The sequence below is a fragment of the Methylobacterium sp. WL19 genome (genome assembly GCF_008040005.1).
GTDB lineage: Bacteria > Pseudomonadota > Alphaproteobacteria > Rhizobiales > Beijerinckiaceae > Methylobacterium > Methylobacterium bullatum.
On sequence record NZ_VRVC01000200.1, the window covers coordinates 1 to 5,617 of the forward strand.

At 63.4% G+C, this 5,617-nt stretch carries 5 protein-coding genes, 1 other RNA gene and 1 pseudogene; 2 read left to right on the forward strand and 5 right to left on the reverse strand.

Annotated features, from left to right (window positions below; genetic code table 11):
- The coding region (locus tag FV220_RS25880; RefSeq protein WP_210245970.1) for a hypothetical protein at nucleotides 1-182 on the forward strand (182 nt) is incomplete at its 5' end.
- A gap of 99 nt (nucleotides 183-281) precedes the next feature.
- Here the strand turns inward: FV220_RS25880 and paoC are convergent.
- The 4 genes from paoC to ssrA all read right to left on the reverse strand — a co-directional run bounded on the left by paoC (nucleotide 282) and on the right by ssrA (nucleotide 4,770).
- Nucleotides 282-2,489 carry an aldehyde oxidoreductase molybdenum-binding subunit PaoC gene (paoC, locus tag FV220_RS23725; protein ID WP_147833448.1) on the reverse strand — a complete coding sequence of 736 codons (2,208 nt, stop codon included), beginning with the start codon at nucleotides 2,487-2,489 and terminating at the stop codon, nucleotides 282-284.
- A 3-nt stretch (nucleotides 2,490-2,492) separates the two neighbouring features.
- Entirely contained in the window at nucleotides 2,493-3,443 is a 951-nt protein-coding gene (locus FV220_RS23730; protein ID WP_056149810.1) for a xanthine dehydrogenase family protein subunit M, read from the reverse strand.
- On the reverse strand, nucleotides 3,440-4,075 hold the full coding sequence (gene paoA / locus FV220_RS23735) for an aldehyde dehydrogenase iron-sulfur subunit PaoA (protein WP_056149811.1): 636 nt from the start codon (nucleotides 4,073-4,075) through the stop codon (nucleotides 3,440-3,442). Before paoA ends, FV220_RS23730 begins: the two co-directional genes overlap by 4 nt.
- A gap of 367 nt (nucleotides 4,076-4,442) precedes the next feature.
- Nucleotides 4,443-4,770: a transfer-messenger RNA gene (gene ssrA, locus FV220_RS23740) on the reverse strand.
- Nucleotides 4,771-4,922: 152 nt separating this feature from the next.
- Here ssrA and FV220_RS23745 point away from each other — a divergent pair.
- Nucleotides 4,923-5,492, forward strand: a complete 570-nt coding sequence (locus FV220_RS23745) for an ATP-dependent Clp protease proteolytic subunit (protein ID WP_147833449.1) — start codon at nucleotides 4,923-4,925, stop codon at nucleotides 5,490-5,492.
- Nucleotides 5,493-5,497: 5 nt separating this feature from the next.
- Here the strand turns inward: FV220_RS23745 and FV220_RS23750 are convergent.
- Nucleotides 5,498-5,617: pseudogene (locus tag FV220_RS23750) on the reverse strand (IS5/IS1182 family transposase); the annotation flags it as partial.

The window sequence follows — 5,617 nt, forward strand, 5'->3', positions numbered from 1 at the left end:
GGCTTCTAGAGGCCCTTCATCGAACCGTCAATGCCAAAATCGCAAAGCTGATCGATTTTCGCGACAAACACATGACGCCACAACATAACTCATTGCCGGCAAACAAGGATTTCGCGCTTCGTGAACCCCGCACCCGCTCGCCGCTTCGAGATAAACCGCGGGCAAAAGCCCGTCCGACGTAGAGCGGCGCAACACCGGGGTGGCTCGGCCAATACAATCCCGATGACGCAACGGAGGCCGAAGGCGCGAACGACACGCGCCCTCGGCAGACATCACTGGTCTCAGGCGGCGTCAGGCATACGGTCAAGAAGTTTGTCGAGGGTGAGCGGGTAATCGCGCACCCGTATGCCGGTGGCGTTGTAGACCGCGTTGGCCACCGCCGCGCTGACGCCGCAGATACCGAGTTCCCCAACGCCCTTGGCCTTCATCGGCGAGGAGATCGGGTCGGTCTCGTCGAGGAAGATTACCTCCTGATGCGGGATGTCGGCATGGACCGGGACTTCGTATCCGGCAAGGTCGTGATTGACGAAGAAACCGCGCCTTGTGTCGACAGCCAACTCCTCCATCAGCGCGGCACCTACCCCCATGGTCATGCCTCCGATGACCTGGCTGCGGGCAGACTTTGGATTAAGGATGCGTCCGGCCGCACAGACCGCCAGCATCCGCCTCACCCTGATCTCCGCCGTGCTCACATCGACGCCGACCTCGACGAAATGCGCCCCAAAGGTCGATTGCTGGTACGTCTTCGAGAGATCGCCGCCGAACTCGATCGTGTCCTCGGCGACGATGTCGCCCGCCTTCGCGGCCTCGGCGAGCGGAACGGAGCGGTTGCCCGAGCGGACACGCCCATCCTCGAACACGGCATCGTCCGAGTTGAACCCGAGCGATCTCGCCACCGCCTCGCGGAGCTTGACGCAAGCGGCGTAGACCCCCGACGTCGAGGAGTTCGCGCCGAATTGGCCACCGGATCCCGACGAGACGGGGAAGGCAGAATCGCCGAGCCGCACCACGACCCTGTCGAGGCTCAAGCCCATCATCTCGGCAGCCGTCTGGCCGATGATCGTGTAGCTGCCAGTACCGATATCGGTCATGTCGGTCTCGACCGTCACCACGCCCTGGCTATCTAGACGGACGCGCGCCCCCGATTTGACGTTCATATTGTTGCGGAACGCCGCGGCGACACCCATTCCGACGAGCCAGCGCCCGTCACGGACCTGACCGGGCTTGACGACCCGCTTGTCCCATTCGAAGCGCGCCGCGCCCAGGCGGAGGCATTCGATCAGGCTGCGCTGGGAGAACCGGCGCTCTGGCTTCTCGGGATCGACCTGGGTGTCGTTGCGGATGCGGAACTCGACCGGATCGAGACCGAGTTTCTCCGCCATCTCGTCCATGGCGATCTCGAGGACCATCAAGCCGGGCGCTTCGCCGGGCGCGCGCATAGAGTTGCCCTCGGGCAGGTCGAGCATGGCGAGCCGGGTTTGGGTCATGCGGTTGGCGCCCGCATAGAGCAGGCGCGTCTGTTGCACCGCCGCCTCCGGCTTGCCGCCGGGCAGATTGCCGGACCAGCTCTCATGGCCGATGGCCGTGATCGTGCCGTCCGGCGTCGCGCCGAGGCGGATGCGCTGGATCGTGGCGGGCCGATGCACGGTGTTGTTGAAGCTGAGCGGACGGGTCAGCGCCACCTTCACCGGCCGCTTTGCGGCGCGAGCGCCCAGGGCGGCCAATACCGCTTCCGCCCGCAGGAACAGCTTTCCGCCAAACCCGCCGCCGACGAAGGGCGAGACGAGGCGCACCTTCTCCTTCGGGATGCCGAGGGTCAGGGCCAGATCCCGTGTACCCCAGGCGATCATCTGGTTCGAGGTCCAGACGGTCACTGCATCGCCATCCCAGGACGCGATGGACGCATGCGGCTCCATCATCGCATGAGCTTGATCGGGCGTGCTGTAGGTGGCGTCGAGTTGAACCGGGGCAGAGGCGAAGGCCCCGGCGAAATCACCGATGGAGGTGTCGGACGGGGCACCGGCGAGTTTCTCGGGCTTGCCCGTATCCTTCGCTGCCGCGAGATCGAACGCGCCTTTGGATTCGGCATAATCGATACGGATGAGGGCCGCCGCTGAACGGGCCTGCTCGAATGTCTCCGCCACGACCAAGGCGACCGCCTGGTGATAATGCTCGATCTCGGGGCCGCCGAGAAGCTTGGCGGCGTTGAGCTTACCCTTGTCGAGGGGGCCGGCATTCTCTGCAGTGACGATGGCGAGCACGCCGCGTGCGGCCCTGGCCTCGTCGAGACCCATTGCCTCGATCCGCCCCTTAGCGATGGTCGCGCCCACGACGAAGCCGTAGACCGCCTTCGATTGCGGATCGTGCCAGTCGTAAGCGTAGTTCGCAGTGCCGGTGGTCTTGAAGGGACCGTCGATCCGGTCCGTGGCCTTGCCCACCACTTTCAGCTGATCGATGGGGTTGCGGCCAGCGGGAGTGTCGAACTTCATGGTTCAGGCCCTCGCTTCGGACAGGACGGCACCGAGCGCGCGCTCGGTGAGCTTGAGCTTGTAGGCGTTGTCGTGGGTCGGCTTCGCTCCCGCGAACAAACGCTCCGTCGCGGCCTTGGCGCCTTTCGGCAACTCGGCCTCAGCGGCCTCGTCGCGCCACGGCTTCGGGGCGACGCCACCGACGGCGATGCGTCCGGTCCCATCGCGCTGGACGATCCCCGCGATGGAGATCAACGCGAAGGCATACGAGGCTCTGTCCCGGACCTTGCGGTATACATGCATGCCCGAGACCGGCTTCGGCAGAGTCACCGCCGTGATCAGTTCGCCCGGCCGCAAGTTCGTCTCGATCTCGGGCGTGTCACCAGGCAGGCGATGAAACTCCGCGATGGGGATGGTCCGCGTGTCACCCTTGTCGTTCACGGTCTCCACGTTCGCGTCGAGAACCCGCATGGCCACGGCCATGTCGCCCGGATGCGTGGCGATGCAGGCTTCGCTGGCCCCCACCACCGCGAGTTGGCGACTGATGCCGCCGATGGCCGAACAGCCGCTTCCAGGCTGTCGCTTGTTGCAGGGTTGAGCGGTATCGTAAAAATAGGGGCAGCGCGTGCGCTGGAGGAGATTGCCCGCCGTCGTCGCCTTGTTGCGCAACTGGCCGGATGCCCCGGACAGAAGGGCCCGGCTCAGGACTCCGTAGCCGCGCCGAACCCGCAGATCGGCCGCAAGATCGGTGTTGCGCACCAGGGCGCCGATCCGCAGACCGCCCTCCTCCGTCGGCTCGATCGTATCGAGATCAAGGCCGTTGACGTCGACGAGATGGGTCGGCGTCTCCACCTGCAGCTTCATCAGATCGAGAAGATTGGTGCCGCCGGCGATGAACTTTGCGCCGGGTACGCGTAAGACGGACGCAGCGGCCTCCGCAGGCGAGGAAGCGCGTTCGTAAGTGAAGGACTTCATGCCTGCCTCCCAGCGACTTCAGTCATGGCGTCCACGATGTTGGAATAAGCGCCGCAGCGGCAGATGTTGCCGCTCATGCGCTCGCGGATCTCGTCCGCGGTAATCGCGGAGGTCGCGTTGAGATCGGCCGTGACGTGGCTTGGGATGCCGGCCTTGATCTCTTCGAGAACCGCGACACCGGAGCAGATCTGACCCGGCGTACAAAATCCGCATTGATAGCCGTCATGCTTGACGAAAGCGGCCTGCATCGGATGCAGGTTGCCTGGCTTGCCCAAGCCTTCAATGGTGGTGATGGCATCGCCCTGGTGCATGACCGCGAGGGTCAGGCAGGAATTGATGCGTCTTCCATCGACGATCATCGTGCAGGCCCCACACTGGCCGTGGTCGCAGCCCTTTTTGGCACCGGTCAGGTGAAGGTGCTCCCGCACGGCGTCGAGGAGAGTGGTGCGCGTATCGATGTCGATCTCATGTGACGTCCCGTTCACCGTGAGCGACACTTTGGATGTCACCGAGTCTGACGTGCTCTCGGTGGCCGCCCAGGAAGCGGAGGGACAGGCTGTGACGACGGCACAGGCAGAGGCGCCCGCCATCAGATGGCGCCGGTTGAGTTCGAGGTCTTCAGAGCCATACATGGCGTTCTCCGAACCTGATCCATGAGACGTGTAATTCCGTTAGGTCGTGTCGCGGACGTTTGCGCGAGGCTTCGACCAGCCCCCGACAAACGCTCGACGGTGCAGAACTTTCCCTGGTGCCACGAAGTAGCGCAGGCGGACCGTGCAGCAACACCTTGGAAGAATTCCAAATGGTATATGTGCGCACACGCACAGCGCGGCCGTCATTGAGTGGCGGAAGGGAGGGGTGAAATACCGCCAAGCGGGCGCGAAGAACCCGCATCCCAGGCTCGTGTGAGTATAAAGGCGAAAAAGCAGCCGAAAACGGCAGTGCCGCGGCTGACAAAATAACATCAACTATGATGAGAAAGGTGGGTCCCGGAGCCGAAGCCCCGGGTTCTGTTTCGACGGTTACCCTACCGCAAGATGCTTACGCCGCGAGGCGGGCATCCATGACAACGTTATCGTTGGCATTTAGAGTTTTGGCCAAATACTTGGAACAGGGGTTGCCTGCGCCAAACCGGTCGAGTCCTTACCGACGCTCTCGCGATCCCTTTACCGCCCAGTCGATCCTATTTCGCCCCCATCAGAAACGCATCACGATGCGTTTTTGGTGGAGGCGCCGGAGTACTGCCCTCCGGGTCCTGAAACGTTATTACGAACCGGTCATCAAACGCAGGATCGATATAGAGGCGGTGGGCCGAAAAGTCCAGATCGGCGGCCCTTTGTCTGTCGGATGCCGGATGCCGGATGCCGCCAGGCGGATTTTTTCCCACACCCGGCAACCACATGCGCGGGTGAGGCTTCTCGATCCGGCACGAGGCATGCGGGGATGCGTCCCGATGTGCCTTTCGGCAGAGGATCGATGATGGACAACACGCTGCTTTCCGCCCCGGACTTCAAGGGCCCCGCCATTCTGCTGTCGGGACCGGTCGATCACGACATGTACAAGGCTTTCCGGCGCCAACTCGACGCCGCCTCCGGGCTGGACCTCGTGGTGGTCGAACTCACCACCCTCGGCGGCGACCCGGAAGTGGCCCGGATGATGGGCGAAGACATTCGCTTTGCCAGCGAGGTGACGCCGCATCGCCGTTTCGTCTTCCTTGGCAAGGCGGCGATCTACTCGGCTGGCACGACGCTCATGAGTTTCTTCGCGCGTCCGAACCGCTATCTCACGCGCGGTACGCGACTGATGATCCACGAGCGCAAGATGGCCAAGACCTTGGAGATCCACGGTCCCCTCACCACCTGCATCGCCACCCTCAAGGCGACATTGCACGAGATCGAGACCTCCATCGAGATTCAGAACGAGGGCTTCGCCAACCTCGTCACCGGCTCGCAGGTCTCCTTGGAGGAGGTCATCGAGAAAGCCCCGTACAATTGGTATATCGAGGCCGAGGAAGCCAAGAGCCTCGGGTTGATCGAGGCGGTCCTTTAGAGCGCCTAACAGAACCGTTTGATCTGGTTGAGGGTGATGAGGCTGGCCGCGAGGCTCGTGAAGGCCTCGTAGATGTCGCTGCGTCGCTCGTAGCGGACGGGCAATCGACGGAATCGGTTGAACCA

Excerpts from the sequence above, each read along its gene's own strand:
- paoC (WP_147833448.1), bottom strand. The coding sequence starts at position 2,489 with ATGAAGTTCGACACTCCCGCTGGCCGCAACCCCATCGATCAGCTGAAA.
- FV220_RS23730 (WP_056149810.1), bottom strand. The coding sequence starts at position 3,443 with ATGAAGTCCTTCACTTACGAACGCGCTTCCTCGCCTGCGGAGGCCGCT.
- paoA (WP_056149811.1), bottom strand. The coding sequence starts at position 4,075 with ATGTATGGCTCTGAAGACCTCGAACTCAACCGGCGCCATCTGATGGCG.
- FV220_RS23745 (WP_147833449.1), top strand. The coding sequence starts at position 4,923 with ATGGACAACACGCTGCTTTCCGCCCCGGACTTCAAGGGCCCCGCCATT.